This is a genomic window from Paraburkholderia sp. SSBN10T, from assembly GCF_056619545.1.
Window position 1 is genome coordinate 56,873 of record NZ_JBWQQI010000010.1, and the last position, 16,314, is coordinate 73,186.

Annotated in this window: 15 protein-coding genes; 12 read left to right on the top strand and 3 right to left on the bottom strand. The window is 63.4% G+C overall.

Annotated features, from left to right (window positions below; translation table 11 throughout):
- From AC1ECK_RS17115 to AC1ECK_RS17140, 6 genes are all read left to right on the top strand, one after another.
- On the top strand, window positions 1-1,488 hold the full coding sequence (locus AC1ECK_RS17115) for a sugar ABC transporter ATP-binding protein (protein WP_480321150.1): 1,488 nt from the start codon (window positions 1-3) through the stop codon (window positions 1,486-1,488).
- Window positions 1,469-2,482, top strand: a complete 1,014-nt coding sequence (locus AC1ECK_RS17120) for an ABC transporter permease (protein ID WP_480321151.1) — start codon at window positions 1,469-1,471, stop codon at window positions 2,480-2,482. The genes AC1ECK_RS17115 and AC1ECK_RS17120 overlap by 20 nt, the downstream gene beginning before the upstream one ends.
- 99 nt (window positions 2,483-2,581) lie before the next feature.
- Window positions 2,582-3,544, top strand: a complete 963-nt coding sequence (locus AC1ECK_RS17125; protein ID WP_480321152.1) for a substrate-binding domain-containing protein — start codon at window positions 2,582-2,584, stop codon at window positions 3,542-3,544.
- A 64-nt stretch (window positions 3,545-3,608) separates the two neighbouring features.
- Window positions 3,609-4,667 (top strand): sugar phosphate isomerase/epimerase family protein, encoded by a 1,059-nt coding sequence (locus tag AC1ECK_RS17130; RefSeq protein WP_480321153.1) that lies wholly within the window; start codon window positions 3,609-3,611, stop codon window positions 4,665-4,667.
- A gap of 26 nt (window positions 4,668-4,693) precedes the next feature.
- Window positions 4,694-5,845, top strand: coding sequence for a Gfo/Idh/MocA family protein (locus AC1ECK_RS17135; RefSeq protein WP_480321154.1), 1,152 nt, complete (start codon window positions 4,694-4,696; stop codon window positions 5,843-5,845).
- A gap of 53 nt (window positions 5,846-5,898) precedes the next feature.
- The gene (locus AC1ECK_RS17140; protein WP_480321155.1) at window positions 5,899-6,606 is read left to right on the top strand and encodes an NAD(P)H-binding protein; all 708 of its coding nucleotides are present in this window, start codon (window positions 5,899-5,901) and stop codon (window positions 6,604-6,606) included.
- Window positions 6,607-6,625: 19 nt separating this feature from the next.
- On the opposite strand, the gene AC1ECK_RS17145 is transcribed toward AC1ECK_RS17140, so the two are convergent.
- The 3 genes from AC1ECK_RS17145 to AC1ECK_RS17155 all read right to left on the bottom strand — a co-directional run bounded on the left by AC1ECK_RS17145 (window position 6,626) and on the right by AC1ECK_RS17155 (window position 9,247).
- Window positions 6,626-6,895: a hypothetical protein gene (locus AC1ECK_RS17145; RefSeq protein ID WP_480321156.1), complete on the bottom strand. Its 270-nt coding sequence runs from the start codon at window positions 6,893-6,895 to the stop codon at window positions 6,626-6,628.
- Between the two features lie 139 nt (window positions 6,896-7,034).
- Window positions 7,035-8,195, bottom strand: a complete 1,161-nt coding sequence (locus AC1ECK_RS17150) for an ABC transporter substrate-binding protein (protein WP_480321157.1) — start codon at window positions 8,193-8,195, stop codon at window positions 7,035-7,037.
- A gap of 110 nt (window positions 8,196-8,305) precedes the next feature.
- Window positions 8,306-9,247 carry a CysB family HTH-type transcriptional regulator gene (locus tag AC1ECK_RS17155; protein WP_480321158.1) on the bottom strand — a complete coding sequence of 314 codons (942 nt, stop codon included), beginning with the start codon at window positions 9,245-9,247 and terminating at the stop codon, window positions 8,306-8,308.
- Between the two features lie 219 nt (window positions 9,248-9,466).
- On the opposite strand from AC1ECK_RS17155, the gene AC1ECK_RS17160 reads away from it, so the two are divergent.
- The 6 genes from AC1ECK_RS17160 (at window position 9,467) to cobA (ending at window position 15,693) form a co-directional block, all read left to right on the top strand.
- Window positions 9,467-11,146 carry a nitrite/sulfite reductase gene (locus AC1ECK_RS17160; RefSeq protein WP_480321159.1) on the top strand — a complete coding sequence of 560 codons (1,680 nt, stop codon included), beginning with the start codon at window positions 9,467-9,469 and terminating at the stop codon, window positions 11,144-11,146.
- 23 nt (window positions 11,147-11,169) lie between these two features.
- Complete coding sequence (locus AC1ECK_RS17165; RefSeq protein ID WP_480321160.1) at window positions 11,170-11,715, top strand: DUF934 domain-containing protein; 546 nt, start codon at window positions 11,170-11,172, stop codon at window positions 11,713-11,715.
- Entirely contained in the window at window positions 11,712-12,452 is a 741-nt protein-coding gene (locus AC1ECK_RS17170; protein ID WP_480321161.1) for a phosphoadenylyl-sulfate reductase, read from the top strand. Before AC1ECK_RS17165 ends, AC1ECK_RS17170 begins: the two co-directional genes overlap by 4 nt.
- Before the next feature lie 84 nt (window positions 12,453-12,536).
- Complete coding sequence (gene cysD / locus AC1ECK_RS17175; protein WP_480321162.1) at window positions 12,537-13,499, top strand: sulfate adenylyltransferase subunit CysD; 963 nt, start codon at window positions 12,537-12,539, stop codon at window positions 13,497-13,499.
- A 21-nt stretch (window positions 13,500-13,520) separates the two neighbouring features.
- Complete coding sequence (locus AC1ECK_RS17180) at window positions 13,521-14,834, top strand: sulfate adenylyltransferase subunit 1 (RefSeq protein ID WP_480321163.1); 1,314 nt, start codon at window positions 13,521-13,523, stop codon at window positions 14,832-14,834.
- A gap of 100 nt (window positions 14,835-14,934) precedes the next feature.
- Window positions 14,935-15,693 (top strand): uroporphyrinogen-III C-methyltransferase, encoded by a 759-nt coding sequence (cobA, locus tag AC1ECK_RS17185; protein WP_480321164.1) that lies wholly within the window; start codon window positions 14,935-14,937, stop codon window positions 15,691-15,693.
- Window positions 15,694-16,314 lie beyond the last annotated feature (621 nt).

Here is a 16,314-nt window from a genome sequence, read left to right on the forward strand (position 1 = left end):
ATGAGCCTCGCCGTGCGTTTCGACGACATCCGCAAAGACTTCGGCCCGGTGCGCGTGCTGCACGGCGTGAGCTTCGAACTGACGCCCGGCCGCATCTACGGCCTGCTCGGCGAGAACGGCGCGGGCAAATCCACGCTGATGAAAATTCTCGCCGGCTACGAGGCTGCCACCAGCGGCACGCTGCTGATCGAGGGTACGGCGCGGCAGTTTGCCAGTTCGCGCGAGGCGGAAACGGCCGGCGTCGTGCTGATTCACCAGGAGTTCAACCTCGCGGAGCATCTATCAATTGTGCAGAACATGTATCTGGGCCACGAAAAACGCCGTGGCTGGCTGCTCGACGACGCGGCGATGCGAACCGAAGCAGCGCGCTACCTCGCGCAGGTGGGCTTGACGAAGCCGCCCGACACCAGGGTGCGCGATCTGATCGTCGCCGAAAAGCAGATGGTGGAGATTGCCAAGGCGCTCTCGCGCAACGCGCGGCTCCTGATCATGGACGAGCCGAGCGCCACGCTCACGCCGTCCGAAACCGAGCGCCTGTTTGCGCTGATGACGAGACTGAAGGGCGATGGCGTCACGATCGTCTACATCTCGCACAAGCTCGATGAAGTGGAGCGCATCACCGACGAGGTGATCGTGATGCGCGACGGCCGCTTCGTCGCGCGCGGCGCAACCGCGGGGCTGGCGCGGCAGCAGATGGCCAACCTGATGGTTGGGCGCGACGTGTCCGACATGTTCCCGGACAAGGCGCCGGTGGCTGCCGACGCCACGCTCGCCTTGAAGGTCGAAGGCCTCGTCGTGCCGGATTGGGTCGAGCATTTGAGCTTCGAGGTGCGCGCGGGTGAAGTGCTCGGTTTCGCGGGCCTCGTCGGAGCGGGTCGTACGGAAGCGTTCGAGGCGATCCTCGGCTTGCGTCGCCGCAGTGCCGGGCGCATCGAGATCGGCGGCCGCGCGGTCCAGGTGAAAAGGCCGCGCGATGCCATGCGCCACGGTCTCACGTACCTCAGCGAGGACCGCAAGGGCAAGGCGCTGCACGTCAACCTGAACCTGCAGGACAACCTCACCCTGATGACGCTCGAACGCTACACGCATCCGCTGCTCGATCTGAAGGCGGGGCGGGCGGCCCTGCAGCAGGCGGTCAGCGATTTCGGCATTCGTACCGGCGATCTGTCGAGCCGCGCCCGCATGCTCTCGGGCGGCAACCAGCAGAAGCTCGCGCTCGCCAAGTTCCTGCAGCCCGACCCGAACGTGGTGGTGCTCGACGAACCGACCCGCGGCGTCGATGTCGGCTCGAAGCGCGACATCTATTTCCTGATTCACCGGCTCGCCGCCCAAGGACGCGCGGTGATCGTCATCTCATCCGAACTGATCGAGCTGATCGGCCTGTGCCATCGCGTCGTGGTGATGCGCGCCGGCCGCCTGCAGGCGACGCTCGGTCTCGACCACCTGACCGAAGAGGAGTTGATCGCTCATGCGACCGGCACCCACTGAAGCCGCGCAATCCGGACGCGCGTTGCGTCTCGCGCACCATCTGTACGGGCTGGGGCCGCTCGCGGGCCTCATTGTGCTGTGCATCGCCGGCACGCTGCTCAATCGCGATTTCGCTACCGTCGACAACCTGATGAACGTGCTCACCCGCACTTCGTTTATCGGCATCATCGCGGTCGGCGAGACCTTCGTGATCATCTCCGGGGGCATCGACCTGTCGGTCGGCTCGATGGCCGCGTTGATCGCCGGCAGCATGATCTGGCTGATGAACGGCTTGTCGGCGGGCGTGGCCGGCCACCCGCTCGCGCCGCTGGCGATCATCGCCATCGGCATCGTGCTTGCGCTTGTGCTCGGTGGGCTGTTCGGCTGGGCGCACGGCCTCCTGATCACCAAGGGACGGATCGAACCGTTCATCGTCACGCTGGGCACGCTCGGCATTTTTCGCGCGGTGCTCACGTGGCTCGCAGACGGCGGCGCGCTCACGCTGAACAACTCGCTGACCGATCTCTACGGGCCTGTGTACTACGCGAATCTGCTCGGCGTGCCGGTGCCGATCTGGGTGTTCCTCGTGGTGGCGGCGGGCGGCACGCTGATCCTGAACCGCACGGCATTCGGCCGGCATGTGCAGGCGATCGGTTCGAACGAACAGGTCGCGCGTTATGCGGCGATCCGCGTCGATACGGTGAAGATCGTTACTTACGTACTGCTTGGCATTTGCGTCGGCGTTGCGACCGTGCTGTACGTGCCGCGGCTCGGTTCGGCCACGCCGACGACCGGGATCCTGTGGGAACTGGAGGCGATCGCGGCGGTAGTGGTCGGCGGCACGGCGCTCAAGGGCGGCGAGGGGCGCGTGATCGGCACCGTGATCGGCGCGGTCCTGCTGTCGGTGATCGCAAACATTCTCAATCTGACCAGCATCATCAGCGTGTATCTGAACGCGGCGGTGCAGGGCGCGGTGATCGTCGTCGTGGCGTTTTTGCAGCGCGGGCGACGCTAGGAAGCGGTGGTGGGCAAGTGCAGGGCATGGTGGAACGCGGCGGCAGTAGTCCAAGAATCCGGGGCACCCGAAAGCGCCTCATAAACTGGAGACACAACCATGAAGCAGGTCATTCGAGCGGTCGGCGCCGGCGTGCTGGCGTTGGGGATACTGGGGACGGCGGGCGCGGCGCGCGCCGACGACAAGGTCGTGCTGGGCGTGGCGATACCGACGGCCGATCACGGCTTTACCGGCGGCATCGACTGGTGGGCCAGCAAGGCCAAGGAGGACATGGAGAAGGCGCATCCCGATCTGAAAGTGATCCTCAAGACTTCGGCGAGTGCGCCGGAACAGGCCAACCAGTTGCAGGACATGGTCACGGTCAACAAGATCAATGCGCTCGTGATTTTCCCGCACGAATCGGCCTCGCTGACCCAGCCGGTAGCGCAGGTGAAGAAGAAGGGCATCTATGTGACCGTGGTGGATCGCGGCCTGACCGACACCAGCGCGCAGGATGCCTACGTGGCGGGCGACAACACGGCGTTCGGCAGGCTGGCCGGCGAATACTTCTGCAAAACGCTGAACGGCCAGGGCGATATCGTCGCGCTGCGCGGCATCCCGACCACACTCGATAACGAACGCTATGGCGCGTTCACCAACGCATTGAAGGCGTGCCCTGGCGTGAAGGTGCTCGACGCGAAATACGCCAACTGGAATCGCGACGACGCGTTCAAGGTGATGCAGGATTACCTGACGCGCTTCAAGCATATCGACGCGGTCTGGTCCGCCGACGACGACATGTCGGTGGGTGTGCTCAAGGCCATCGATCAGGCGAAGCGCACGGACATCAAGGAAGTGCTGGGCGGCGCCGGCTCGAAAGAGATGGTGAAGCGCGTGATGGACGGCGACCGGCTCATCAACGCAGACGTCACGTATTCGCCCAAGTTCATCTACGACGCGATCAAGCTGACCGCCGAAGCCCGTCTGAAGGGCCAGGGGTTGCCGCCGACGACGATCGTGCCGTCGGTGCTCGTCACGAAGGACAACGCGAAAGACTACTACTTCCCCGATTCGCCGTTTTGATGCGTGTGCGGCGGGCCGCGCGCCCGGCGGCGCGCGGCACAGGTTTTGAGCAAGGAGCGACACGATGAAAACCATCAAGGGGCCGGCGATCTATCTTGCCCAGTTCCTGGGCGGCAAAGCGCCCTTCGACACGCTGGAGAACCTCGCCGGCTGGGCCGCCAGTCTCGGCTACGAGGGAATTCAGGTTCCGGTCGATGCACGCCTGATCGACCTCGAACAGGCGGCGGCGAGCCAGACGTATTGCGACGAGCTGCTGGGCGTCGTGGCCGACGCCGGTGTTGAGATCACCGAGCTGGCGACGCATCTGCAAGGGCAACTGGTGGCGGTGCATCCAGCCTATGACCTGCTGTTCGACGGCTTCGCGGCGCCGCACGTGCGCGGCAATCCACAGGCGCGCACCGAGTGGGCCGTCGGGCAACTGAAGCTGGCGGCGCAGGCCTCGCGGCGCCTCGGGCTCGACACGCACGTGTCGTTTTCCGGCGCGCTGGCCTGGCCGTATATCTACCCGTGGCCGCAGCGGCCCGCAGGTCTCGTGGAAGCCGCCTTCGATGAACTCGCGCGCCGCTGGACGCCGATTCTCGAGGCGTTCGACGAGGTGGGCGTGGACGTTGCGTACGAGCTGCATCCCGGCGAGGACCTGCACGACGGCGTGACGTTCGAGCGCTTTCTGGAGCGCCTGAGCGGAAGCCGCGGCGAGCGCCGCGCGAACATCCTGTTCGATCCGAGCCACTACGTGCTGCAGCAACTCGATTACCTGGCATTCGTCGATATCTATCACGAACGCATCAAGGCCTTCCACGTCAAGGATGCGGAGTTTCGTCCAACCGGCAGGGCCGGTGTGTACGGCAGCTACAGCGACTGGACCGAGCGTCCGGGCCGCTTCCGCTCGCTCGGCGACGGGCAGATCGACTTCGGCGCGATCTTCTCGAAGATGGCGCAATACGATTATCCAGGCTGGGCAGTGCTCGAGTGGGAATGTGCGTTGAAACATCCGGAAGATGGCGCGCGCGAGGGCGCGGCGTTCATTCGCCGTCACATCATTCGCGTCGCCGAACATGCATTCGACGACTTCGCCGGCAGTGGCGTCGATACGGCGCAACTGAAGCGCGTGCTGGGCCTCTGAGCACGTGGCGCAAAGGAGCTTCTTACATGACACGAAAGTTACGCCTGGGCATGGTCGGCGGCGGACAGGGCGCCTTTATCGGCGCGGTGCATCGGATCGCCGCGCGCCTCGACGATCGCTTCGAACTGGTGGCGGGCGCGTTGTCGTCCGATCCGCAGCGGGCCGCGGCCAGCGCCGCGGAAGCGAGCATTGCCCGCAGCTACGCGGATTGGCGCGAGATGGCGCAAGCGGAAGCCGCGCGTCAGGACGATGGGATAGACGCGGTGGCGATCGTCACGCCCAATCATCTGCACGCGCCGGTCGCCACGGCGTTTCTCGAAGCCGGGATCCACGTGATCTGCGACAAGCCGCTCGCCGTCTCGCTCGCCGAAGGGCAGGCCCTGGCGAAGCTCGCGCGGCAGAAGAATCGGTTGTTCGCGCTCACGCATACCTATTCCGGTTATCCGCTGGTGCGCCATGCGCGCGAACTGGTCGAGGCCGGCGAGCTCGGCGAGGTGCGCGTGGTGCAGGTCGAATATGCGCAGGACTGGCTCGCGGAGCCGATCGAGACGAGCGGCGCCAACAAGCAGGCCGGCTGGCGCACCGATCCGTCGCAGGCCGGCCCGGCAGGCTGTCTCGGCGATATCGGCACGCATGCGTATCACCTGGCCGCGTTTGTGACCGGGATGCAGCCTAAATGGCTGGTGGCCGAACTGCACACCTTCGTGCCGGGCCGCCGCGTCGACGACCACGTGCAGGCGATGCTGCGCTACGAAAACGGCGCACGCGGCATGCTCTGGGCAAGCCAGGTGGCGAGCGGCGCCGAGAACGCATTGCGGCTGCGCGTGTACGGCACGAAAGCGGGTCTCGCCTTCGATCAGGAGAACCCCAACGAGTTGTGGTTCACGCCGCTTGGCGGTCTCGCGCAGCGGCTCACCCGTGGCCGGGTACGAAGCGCGGTCGCCGCCCATGCGACGCGCGTGCCGCCCGGGCACCCCGAAGGCTACCTGGAGGCGTTCGCGCAACTCTATACCGACGCGGCGCTGCAGATCGAGGCGTTGAATGCCGGGCGGCCGCTGCCGCCGCAAAGCCGCCTTCTGACGACCGTCGACGACGGCGTGGCGGGTTTGCACTTCATCGAAGCGGTACTCGCGAGCAGCGCGGCCGCTGGACAACTGCAGGAAGTGCGGGTCGGGTAAGCGTCGGGCCGACGCGGTAAGATGCGGCGGTGCCCCTTTTGACGGACTCACGCATGTCGACTCCTCTCGCGTCCCGCCAGTCCAGCGTCATTCGTAAACAGCGCGTCCTGCTGCTCGGCGGCACGGGCCTCGTCGGCAGCGCATGCCTGCGTTTGCTCGCCCGCGACGACCGCGTCAGCGAGGTTCACCAGTTGGTGCGCCGCGCCTCAGGGGCGGCTGTGACGGGGCTGAACGCGACCAATCGGGTCGTCGAGCATCTGATCGACTACGACTGGCCCGATGCGGATTCGGAGGTGTTCGATGTCGATGCGGTCATCTGCGCGCTCGGCACCACCATCCGCACCGCGGGCTCGCAAGCCGCGTTCCGCAAGGTGGATTACGAGTACCCGCTGCGGATTGCGGGCATCGCGCGCCGCCACGGTGCGTCGCACTTTGCGATTGTCAGCGCAATCGGCGCCGATCCGCATGCCCGGACTTTTTACAGTCGCGTCAAAGGGAATGTGGAGGAAGGGCTGAAGAAACTCGATTATCCGACCCTGACGATCGTGAGGCCGTCGTTCCTGATGGGCGAGCGTATCGAGAGCCGGCCGCTGGAGAGCATCGCGCGGCACCTTGGGGTGTATCTGCCGCTCAAGTGGCGTTCTGTCTCGGTGGAGCGGGTGGCGCGGGCGCTGGTGACCGAGGTGCTCAGCGCCGATACGCGCGGCGTCAATATCATCGAGAACGAGGCGTTGCATCGGGCGCCGCCGTTGTGCCGGTAGGCGCTTGGCCAGCACCCGTTCAAGCTTCGTCGCGACCCTTGCTCTTCCTGATCTGCTCTTCGAACGCGAGATCGAGCTTGCTTGCCTTACGCGGCTTCGGCGGGCCGAAGGCGTCGACGAACTTGACGAAATCGTCGAGCGGCAACGGGTCGGAGACTTTCTTGTCGGCGCCGCCCGATTTGTCGACCAGGTAAAACAGGCCGCCGGACAGGCTGATCGCCGCGAACTGCGGATTGCCGCTGCGGGTTTTCAGCCGCTCGACGGCGTGGATGGCTCGAGTGGTGCGCATGATGAGGACTGCCGGAGGGAAAGACCACTACTGTAACAACAACGTATAGTCCGCGCGTGGTTCGCTGACGAGGCGGGCCGCGAGCTTCGAATGCCGGCTGCGGTCCGCCGCCTTTAGTGACTCAACTTAGTGACTCAACTTACTGGCTCAAATACGTAAACTTCCCATCCTTGATGATCCCCATCACGCTCGCGCGCTGATCGAGCCCGACGTGATCCCTGGCGCTGGTGTTGACCACGCCGTTCGGCACGACGAGTTCATGCGCGTGCTCCAGTTCATCGCGCAGCGCGCTGCGAAACGCCGGCGTGCCCGGTTGCGCGGTCTTCAGCGCTCGCGCCACCGCATCCTGCAGCCGCGGGTAGACGCCGGCCGCATCGCCGGCGAACTGTGTCACCGTACCCGGTCCGTACTTCGCCTCATACGCGTTCACGAACGCGAGCGCTGCCTTCTTCGCCGGATGATCGGCCGGCAAGCTGCGCGCCACCACGACAGGTTGCGTCGGAAACAGCGTGCCTTCGACATCCTTGCCGCCGAGCTTGATGAACTCCGGCGTTGCGATGCCGTGCGTCTGGTAAATCGGGCCTTTGAAGCCACGTTCGATCAACGTGCGTTGCGGCAACACGGTTGGCGTCCCCGCGCCCGCGATCAGGATCGCGTCGGGCTTGGCCGCCATCACCTTCAGCACTTGCCCCGTGACGCTCGCGTCGGTGCGGTTAAAGCGCTCGGTCGCGACCAACTGGATGTGTCGCAGCGCGGCGAACTTCGAAAACTCATTGAGCCAGCTTTCGCCGTAGCCGTCCGCGAAGCCGATGAACCCCACCGTCTTGACGTTGTGGTTCGACATGTAGCGCGTCATCACATCGGCCATGGCGCTATCGGTCTGCGCCATCTTGAAGGCCCAGACGCGCTTGCCTTCCTGTGGCTCGACGACACTCGCCGAGCCGACCAGCGTGATCATCGGCGTCTGGCTTTCCGCAACCGGGTCCAAAGCAGCCATCGCAGCCGGCGTGATATTCGGTCCGACGATCACGTCGACGTGGTCTTCGTTGATCAGCTTATGGATGTTGCGCACGGCCGCGCCCGGGTCCGAACCGTCGTCCAGGACGATGTAGTCCGCCTTCTGGCCGGCGATCGTGTCCGGCCACATCAGCATGGCGTTCTTGCTCGTAATGCCGATCACGGCCGCCGGGCCGGTGCTCGACAGGTCGATGCCGACTTTCAGATCGGCGTGCGCAGCCGTGGCCGCAAGCAGTGCCCCGAGCACGGCCATGCCGCGCAGGGTCTTTTTATACGACGTCATCGGAGGTCTCCGTAGCGGAAAGCGGAAATTGAAGCGGCTCAAAAAACGCGCTGTAAGGGCCTGATCGAACAACCATGACGGCGGAATGAGCTGGCCCCGAGGAATGCGTTTCAAAGCTCGTAGCTTTCGTGTTCGCCCTTGAGGGCCTGTTCGATCAGCTTGCGGTTCATGCTCGGCGAGAGCAGTTCGACGAGCGTATATACATAGCTGCGCAGATACGCCCCCTGCTTGAGCGCGACCCGCGTCACATTACTGCCGAACAGGTGGCCGACCGGCATGGCCCGCAGATGGCGGTCGCGCTCGGCATTGAAGGCGATGTCGGCCATGATGCCCACGCCCAGGCCCAGCTCGACGTAGGTCTTGATCACATCGGCGTCGATCGCTTCGAGCACGATGTCCGGCGACAGCCCGCGCAAGCGGAACGCCTCGTTGATCTTGGTGCGGCCCGCAAATGCGTTGTCATACGTAATCAGCGGATATTGGGTCAGATCGTCGAGCGACAGCAGCTTGCGGTCGAGCAGCGGATGATCTGGCTGCATCACGGCGACGTGGTGCCATTGGAAGCAGGGTAGCGAGACCAGTTCCTTATAGTTAGCGATCGCTTCGGTGGCGATAGCCAGATCCGCCTGGTCGTGGATCACCATTTCGGCCACCTGAGTCGGGCTACCTTGCAAAATCGAAAGGTGAACCTTGGGAAAGCGCTTCTTGAATTCGGCGATGGCGGCCGGAAGCGAGTAGCGGGCCTGGGTGTGGGTGGCCGCGATCACGAGGTTGCCCTGATCCTGCGCAGCATAATCCTTGCCGACGCGTTTCAGGCTCTCGACCTCCTGCAGGATCCTTTCGACCGAGGCGAGGATAATGCGCCCCGGCTCGGTCAGCGAGCGCACGCGTTTGCCGTGCCGCGTGAAGATTTCGACGCCAAGCTCGTCCTCGAGCTCGATGATGGCCTTCGAGACGCCAGGCTGGCTTGTATACAGCGCCTTGGCGGCTTCGGTGAGGTTGAAGTTCTGCCGCACGGCTTCGCGCACGAAGCGGAATTGGTGCAGGTTCATATATAACCTCTGCGCATATCAAAAGAATTTTTTAGTCGTTTGAAATATAAGGCGAGTTTATTACGATTTCCCCATCTTTTTCAATATGGATATCTGTTTTTGTCATTAGCAAATGAGCGGAGGGTCTGAAAGGTTCCGCTCGACCGCAGTGGCAAACACTGGAATCCTTGCGCGGCGCAACCGGAGCGCGGCGTGTAACGCAAACCCTGGGGTCCCCGAATGTACCAATACGATCAGTACGACCAGACCATCGTTGACGAACGCGTTGCGCAGTACCGCGACCAGGTTCGGCGCCGGCTGTCTGGCGAATTGAGCGAAGAGGAGTTCCGTCCGCTGCGCCTGCAGAACGGCCTGTACATGCAGCGTCACGCATACATGCACCGCATTGCGATTCCTTACGGCAACCTGCGCAGCGACCAGATGCGCATGCTGGCCCGGATCGCCCGCGAGCATGACCGCGGCTACGGCCACTTTTCGACGCGCTCGAACATCCAGTACAACTGGATCAAGCTCGAAGAAACGCCGGAAATCCTTGCCAAACTCGCTTCGGTGCAGATGCACGGCATTCAGACCTCGGGCAACTGCATTCGCAACATTACCGCCGATCAGTTCGCCGGCGTGGCGCCGGACGAAGTCGTCGATCCGCGTCCGTGGGCCGAAATCCTGCGTCAATGGTCGACGTTCCACCCCGAATTCGCCTGGCTGCCGCGTAAGTTCAAGATTGCCGTGTCCGGTTCGAAGGAAGACCGCGCTGCCGTGCAGATCCACGATCTGGGTGTGTACCTGAAGAAGAACGAGCAGGGCGAACTGGTGGTCGACATTCTGGCCGGCGGCGGCATGGGCCGCACGCCGCTCATCGGCGCGATCATCCGCCGCGACCTGCCGTGGCAGCATCTGCTGACCTACTGCGAAGCCGTGCTGCGCGTGTATAACCGCTACGGCCGCCGCGACAACATCTATAAGGCGCGCATCAAGATTCTGGTGAAGGCGCTCTCTCCGGAGAAGTTTTCGGCGCAGGTCGAAGAGGAATGGCAGCACCTGAAGGACGGCCCGTCGACGCTGACGCAAGCCGAACTCGAACGTGTTTCGCAATACTTCCAGCCGCCGCAGTATGAAAAGCTGCCGGATACGGATGCCTCGTTCGAAAAGCATCTGCTGGAAAACCGCGGCTTCGCCCGCTGGGTCGAACGCAATGTGCGTCCCCACAAAGTGGCGGGTTATGCTTCGGTGACGCTGTCGTTGAAGCCGACCACGATCGCCCCCGGCGATGCTACGGACGCCCAGATGGAAGCCGTGGCCGACTGGGCCGACAAGTACTCGCTCGGCGAGATTCGCGTCTCGCACGAACAGAACCTGATTCTCGCGAACGTGAAGAAGCGCGATCTGTTCGAACTGTGGGGCGAGGCCAAGGCGCAGGGTTTTGCGACGCCGAATATCGGCCTGCTGACCGATATCATCGCCTGCCCGGGCGGCGATTTCTGCTCGCTGGCAAACGCGAAGTCGATTCCGATTGCGCTGGCGATTCAGGAACGCTTCAACGATCTGGATTACGTGTATGACCTCGGCGACGTGTCGCTGAACATTTCGGGCTGTATCAACGCCTGCGGCCACCACCATGTCGGCAATATCGGCATTCTGGGCGTCGACAAGGACGGCTCGGAGTGGTATCAGGTGACGCTCGGCGGCGAGCAGGGAACCGGCGCAACTGGCGCGCATGTCGGCCGAGTGATCGGCCCGTCGTTCGCGGCGGAAGAGATGCCGGACGTGATGTCGAAGGTGATCGATACGTTTGTCGAGAACCGCATCGAAGGCGAGCGTTTCATCGAAACGTACAACCGGATCGGCATTACCCCGTTCAAGGAACGCGTGTATGCATCGCGTCAACCGGCTCACGCGTAACCGCGACAAAGGATATTGAACAGATGACTTCTATCATCAAGAACCGCGCGATCGTCAACGACGACTGGACAGTCGTGCGTGCAGCGGAAGACGGCGCCTTGCCCGCGGTGGATGCGCTGCCGGCCGGCAAGATCATTGTGCCGCTGGCGCTGTGGCAGGCCGAGCGCGACGCGCTGACGGCTTCGCGCAGCGCCGCTGACATCGCGGTGTGGCTCGCACCGGACAGCGAACCGGCAGATATCGTGGGCGACTTCGACGCGATTGCGCTGATCGCAGTGGACTTCCCGGTGTTCCGCGACGGCCGCGGCTTCAGCATCGCGCGCCTGCTGCGCGAGCGCTACGGCTACAAGGGCGAGATTCGCGCCATCGGCGACGTGCTGCGCGATCAACTGACGTTCATGTTCCGCTGCGGTTTCGACGCCTATGCCGTGCGCGCCGACAAGGACATCCACGACGCGCTGAAGGCGTTCGACGAATTCACCGTGCAGTATCAGGGCGCAGTGGATAACCCGTCGCCGCTGTTCCGCCGCCGTGAAGCGGCTGCGGCTCGCGAGCAGGCCGCGGTATGAACAGCGCTGCCACTCTCCAGCCCGAACTGGTTGCGAAGATCGAGCGCCTGGATGCGCTGCTCGATTCGATCGCGGCCCGTCACGACAAGGTGAAGCTCGCGAGCAGTCTCGCGGCGGAAGACATGCTGCTCACGCACGCGATCCTGTCGCGCGACGTGAAGATCGGCATTTTCTCGTTGAACACTGGCCGCCTGCACGCGGAAACGCTGGGCATGCTCGACCGTGTGCGCGAGCGCTACGGTTACGAGATCGAGCAGTTTCATCCGCAAGCTGCAACGGTCGACGAATACGTCGCCTTGCATGGCCTGAACGCGTTTTACGAAAGCGTCGACCTGCGCAAGCGTTGCTGCGAAATCCGCAAGGTGGAGCCGCTCAACCGCGCGCTGTCCGATGTCAGCGCCTGGGTGACCGGGCAGCGCCGCGAGCAATCGGTGACGCGTGCCGAACTGCACGAGGAAGAGCACGACGCGGCGCGTAATATCGCCAAGTTCAATCCGCTCACGGACTGGACCGAAGCCGATGTGTGGGCCTACCTGACCGCGTTCGACGTGCCGGTCAATCCGCTGCATGCGCGCGGCTATCCGAGTATCGGCTGCGAGCCGTGTACGCGGGCCATCCGGCCCGGCGAGGATAGCCGGGCGGGACGCTGGTGGTGGGAGTCGCGCGATACGAAGGAATGCGGCTTGCACATCACTACGATTCCGATCGCGGTCAGCACCGAAGGCGCCTCGGCCTGAACGCCGAAGCCGATTTCGATTCTCGATAGAATATTTGCGTGACGCGGCAGCCGCCGGCGAAACGAACTCACGAAGGACCCGAACATGAGCACCACGCTCGATTCCACTGTCAACGCACCGCTCACCAACACGGCGAACCGGATGGATCACCTCGACTGGCTCGAAGCTGAATCGATTCACATCCTGCGCGAGCTGGTCGCCGAATGCAGCAAGCCCGCGCTGCTGTTCTCGGGCGGCAAGGACTCGGTCGTCGTGCTGCATCTGGCCTTGAAGGCATTTGGCCTGGGCGCGAACCGCAAGACCGTGCTGCCGTTCCCGTTGGTCCATATCGACACCGGCCATAACTATCAGGAAGTGATCGATTTCCGCGATCGCCGTGCGGAAGAAATCGGCGCGGAACTGGTGATCGGCCACGTTGAAGATTCGATCAAGCGCGGCACCGTGCGCCTGCGCCGCGAGACGGATTCGCGCAATGCGGCGCAAGCGGTCACGCTGCTCGAAACGATCGCCGAGCACGAATTTACCGCGCTGATCGGCGGCGCCCGCCGCGACGAAGAAAAGGCTCGCGCAAAAGAGCGGATCTTCTCGTTTCGCGACGAGTTCGGCCAATGGGATCCGAAGGCGCAGCGCCCGGAACTGTGGAGCCTGTACAACGCGCGTCTGCACAACGGCGAACACCTGCGCGTGTTCCCGATTTCGAACTGGACCGAACTGGACGTCTGGCAGTACATCGCCCGCGAACAGCTCGAACTGCCGTCGATCTACTACGCGCATCAACGCGAGATCGTGCGCCGCAATGGTCTGCTGGTGCCGGTCACGCCGCTGACGCCGATTCGTGAAGGCGAGACCAGCGAGGTGGCGCAGGTGCGTTTCCGCACGGTGGGCGACATCAGTTGCACCTGCCCGGTGGAAAGCGACGCCGACGATCTCGAGAAGATCATCGCCGAAACGGCCGTGACCGAAATCACGGAACGCGGCGCGACGCGGATGGATGATCAGGTCTCCGAAGCCGCGATGGAACAGCGTAAGAAGCAAGGTTATTTCTAAGCACACGAGGGTAGGAACATCATGAGCATTCATCAACCGGAAGACCTCGGCGTGCTGCGTTTCATTACTGCAGGTAGCGTGGATGACGGCAAGAGCACGCTGATCGGGCGTCTGCTGTACGACAGCAAGGCAGTGCTTTCAGACCAGTTGTCGGCACTGTCGCGCGCCAAGAACAAGCGCACCGTGGGCGACGAAATCGACCTCTCGCTGCTGACCGACGGCCTCGAGGCCGAGCGCGAGCAGGGCATCACGATCGACGTGGCCTACCGTTACTTCGCGACCGCGAAGCGCAAGTTCATCATCGCGGATACGCCGGGACACGAACAGTACACGCGCAACATGGTGACGGGCGCATCGACGGCGCACGCAGCGATCATCCTGGTCGATGCGACGCGTGTCACGTTCGAAGACGGCGTGGCGCAACTGCTACCGCAGACCAAGCGCCATAGCGCGATCGTCAAACTGCTTGGCCTGCAGCACGTGATTGTGGCGATCAACAAGATGGACCTGGTCGACTACAGCGAAACGCGTTTCAACGAAATCCGCGATGCGTACGTCGAACTCGCGCGTCAGTTGGGCTTGACCGATGTGCGCTTCGTGCCGGTGTCGGCACTGAAGGGCGACAACATCGTGACGCTGAGCGAACGCATGCCATGGTACGGCGGCGAGCCGCTGCTGGACCTGCTTGAAGCGCTGCCGGTGGAGATTCCGACGGGCCAGGCGCTGCGCTTCCCGGTGCAGTGGGTCGCGCGTCAGGACGGCAGCCAGGCGGACGATTTCCGCGGCTACATGGGCCGTATCGAAGCGGGCGAAGTGAAAGTGGGCGACACGATCGTGGTGCTGCCGGCGAACCGCGAAGCGACGGTGGCGGAAATCATCGCGCCGGTCCCGGGCGGCACGGCCCAGGTGGATCGCGCGTACGCGGGCCAGACGGTGACGATTCGCCTGGCGGAAGACGTGGATGTTTCGCGCGGCGATACGTTCGTGCTGCGCGAGGCCGCGCCGGAACCGGCCAGGAAGCTGGAAGCGGACCTGTGCTGGTTCGACGACACGCCTTTGTCGACGCAACGCAAGTATCTGCTGAAGCAGACCACGAACACGGTGTTTGCCCGTATTGGCGCGATCAAGCAGGTGCTGGATGTACATACGCTGTCGCACGCGACGGACCGCCACGATCTGACGATGAACGACATTGGCCGGGTGGCATTGACGCTGCAAAAGCCGGTGGTGTGCGACGTGTATGATTCGCACCAGGGCACGGGGGCATTCGTGCTGATCGACGAAGCGACGCACCATACGGTGGCGGCGGGGATGATCCGGGCGTTTTCGGCTTGAGGGTTTAGCTTTAGGGCTGAAGGCAGGACCGGCTCAGAGATTGACGCGCGCACTTGGGCCATTGGTTGTGACACGAACCGGACGAATGGGGTTGAGGCAAATGGGTAAGGTGTATCTGATCGGTGCAGGGCCGGGGGCCGCGGATCTCATCACGGTTCGGGGCGCGCGGCTGCTTGGCCTGGCGGATGTGGTGCTGCACGACGCACTGGTCGAGCCGGCGATGCTCGAGTATGCGCCGCATGCGCACAAGATTGCGGTGGGTAAGCGATGCGGTCAGCTATCGACGGCGCAGCAGTTCATCAACAAGCAGATTGTGGATGCGGCGCAGGATCATGCTGTTGTGGTTCGCCTCAAGGGCGGGGATCCGATGTTGTTCGGGCGCGCCGATGAGGAGATGAGGGCGCTTGAGGCTGCTGGGATCGAGTATGAGGTTGTGCCTGGGATTACCGCTGCGCTGGCCAGCGCGGCCTCTTTGCGGCGGTCTTTGACGCTGCGTGGGGTGTCGCGCAGTGTTGCGCTGGCGACTCATAGCCGCGCGGTCGATACAGAGGCGATTCGCGAGCAGGTGAATGCCGATTCGCTGGTGTTTTACATGGGTCGGGATAGTGGGCCTGAGATTGCGCAGCAGCTTATTGATGCTGGGCGTGGTGGCGATACGCCTGTCGCTATTGTTGAGGCTTGCAGCACGGTTCGGGAGAGGATGCTCACGCTTACGCTTTCTGATCTTGCTGGCGGTGAGGCGCAGCAGTGGCTTGATGCTTCGCAGCCTAGTCTTTTGATGATTGGGGATGCTTTTGCTGCGCGGGAAGGGGAGAAGGGTGTTGCTGCTTCTCTGGATGTGGTGCTTAGTGCGGCATAAAGAGGGTGTTGCCTGTCCAGGCGTGGGGTCTTGCTGACGGCTTGTTTGGTTGTTTGCCTGCGGTGTTGGCCTTTCCTTGCTGTGTTATTGGTTTATTAGTGTTGCCCCTGTGCGGGGCGGCACTTACTTTCTTTGCCGCCGCAAAGAAAGTAAGCAAAGAAAGCGGGCTGACAACCGCTAGCCCGTAGATGTCCACCGCTCAAATCAGCACGGAATGGTCCGCACGAAGACCGGCCCTCGCGCCATCCTACCTGGTGACAAAGCACTCATCCGTTCCAGCGTTGCGCTGCGCGCCCCGCCGTCGGGCATAACGCCTTCTGCAAATTCTGTAGATATTCTAACTATTTTGGCTTGCCGGTTTTCTATAATCTGATGCCGCCTGCCGCCTGCCGCCTGCCGCCTGCCGCCTGCCGCCTGCCGCCTGCCGCCTGCCGCCTGCCGCCTGCCGCCTGCCGCCTGTGTTGTGAGCGCTTCTGGTACAACAGCCCCGCTGGCTCCTTTACTGCGAGCCTAGGCAAACCCGCTTTCCCAAGCATACCCATCCGCGACGCACGTAGTGCAGAGTGGGGTGGATGAGCGCTTTGTCACTAGCGGGGGAGATGCGAGGGCAGGTCCTCGTGC